The 1,380-nt window shown below is 72.6% G+C and carries 2 protein-coding genes; both read left to right on the top strand.

What is annotated here, in order from left to right; translation table 11 throughout:
• The coding region (locus tag QH283_RS03185) for an alpha/beta hydrolase (protein WP_348538253.1) at positions 1–986 on the top strand (986 nt) is incomplete at its 5' end.
• A partial coding sequence (locus QH283_RS03180; protein WP_280501518.1) for a DoxX family protein occupies positions 973–1,380 on the top strand: 408 nt, incomplete at its 3' end. The genes QH283_RS03185 and QH283_RS03180, both read left to right, overlap by 14 nt.

Here is a 1,380-nt window from a genome sequence, read left to right as displayed (position 1 = left end):
CCCGCGCCGCCCCGCCCCCCGCGGCCCGGGCGCCGCGCCGGGCCGCGGCGGCGGGCCCCGGGCTCGCCGAGGTCGACGGCGTCCCGGTCTCCGGCCTGCTCGCCGAGGTCCCCGACCCGCGCGCGGTGCTCGTCGCGCTGCACGGCGGGGCCACCAGCGCCGCCTATTTCGACTGCCCCGGCCACCCCGAACTGTCGCTGCTGCGCACCGCCGCCCGCCTCGGCTTCACCGTGCTGGCCCTCGATCGCCCCGGCTACGGCGCCTCGGCCCCGTTCGCCGAACAGATCGCGCAGGCCGAACGCCGGATCGAGCTGGTGTACGCGGCGATCGAGGAGCACCTCGGTGATCGGCCGAGGGGCGCAGGCGTGTTCCTGCTCGCCCATTCCGCGGGCTGCGAGCTGGCGTTGCGGGTGGCCGCCGACGAGCGTGGCGCCGGCCTGCTCGGCCTCGAGCTCGCGGGCACCGGCAGGCTGCACCAGCAGGTCGCCCAGGAGATCCTCTGGGAGGACAAGGGCCCGAGCCCGGCGGCCTACGGCATCGGCAAGCTGCTCTGGCATCCGGCACGGCTGTACTCGGAGTCGGTGATCGGCGGCGCGAGCATCGCCGCGCCCGGACCACGCACCGAGGCCGTCGCCGTCCGCGACTGGGCCGGGCAGGAATTCCCCACGCTGGCCGGGCAGGTGCGCGTCCCGGTGCGTTTCACCCTCGGCGACCACGAGCGCGTCTGGCGCAACGACCCCGAGGAACTCGCCGCGGTCGGCGCGCTGTTCGCCGCCTCGCCACGAGTGGTGCTCAACTTCCAGCCCAATACCGGACACAACATCAGCGTCGGTCACACGGCGACCGCCTACCATCTGAAGTTGCTGTCGTTCGTCGAGGAATGCGTGGTCGCCGACGCAAACGGCGAATTCTCCGGTCCGGCGACGCAATTCGACGGCTGCGCGATGTCGCGGCCGCCGGGAAGGGCGGACGATGGAAGCCATTGATCTCGCACTCGCACTGCTTCGCCTCGTCATCGGCGTGACCATGATCGCGCACGGCGTCAACCACTGGATCGGCGGCGGCAAGATCGCCGGAACCGGTCGCTGGTTCGCCGGTCTCGGTCTGCGCAACGGCGTCCTGCAGGCCTGGCTGAGCGTGATCACCGAGATCGGCGCGGGCGTGCTGCTCGTCCTCGGTCTGCTCACGCCGCTCGCGGCCGCCGCGATCATCTCGGTGATGCTGGTGGCCGGTCTGCTGGCCCACCGCAAGAACGGATTCTTCGTCTTCCGCGACGGCTACGAGTACGTGCTGGTGCTCGCCGTCGCCTGCGTGGCACTGGGGCTGGCCGGCCCCGGTGAACTCTCCGTCGACCATGCCGCCGGCATCGTGGTCGACAGC

Origin of the sequence: Nocardia farcinica, assembly GCF_029867845.1 — a bacterium.
GTDB classification, from domain to species: Bacteria; Actinomycetota; Actinomycetes; order Mycobacteriales; family Mycobacteriaceae; genus Nocardia; species Nocardia farcinica_A.
Note: the sequence above shows the minus strand (reverse complement) of the source record. Positions and strands in the feature narration are given on the sequence as shown.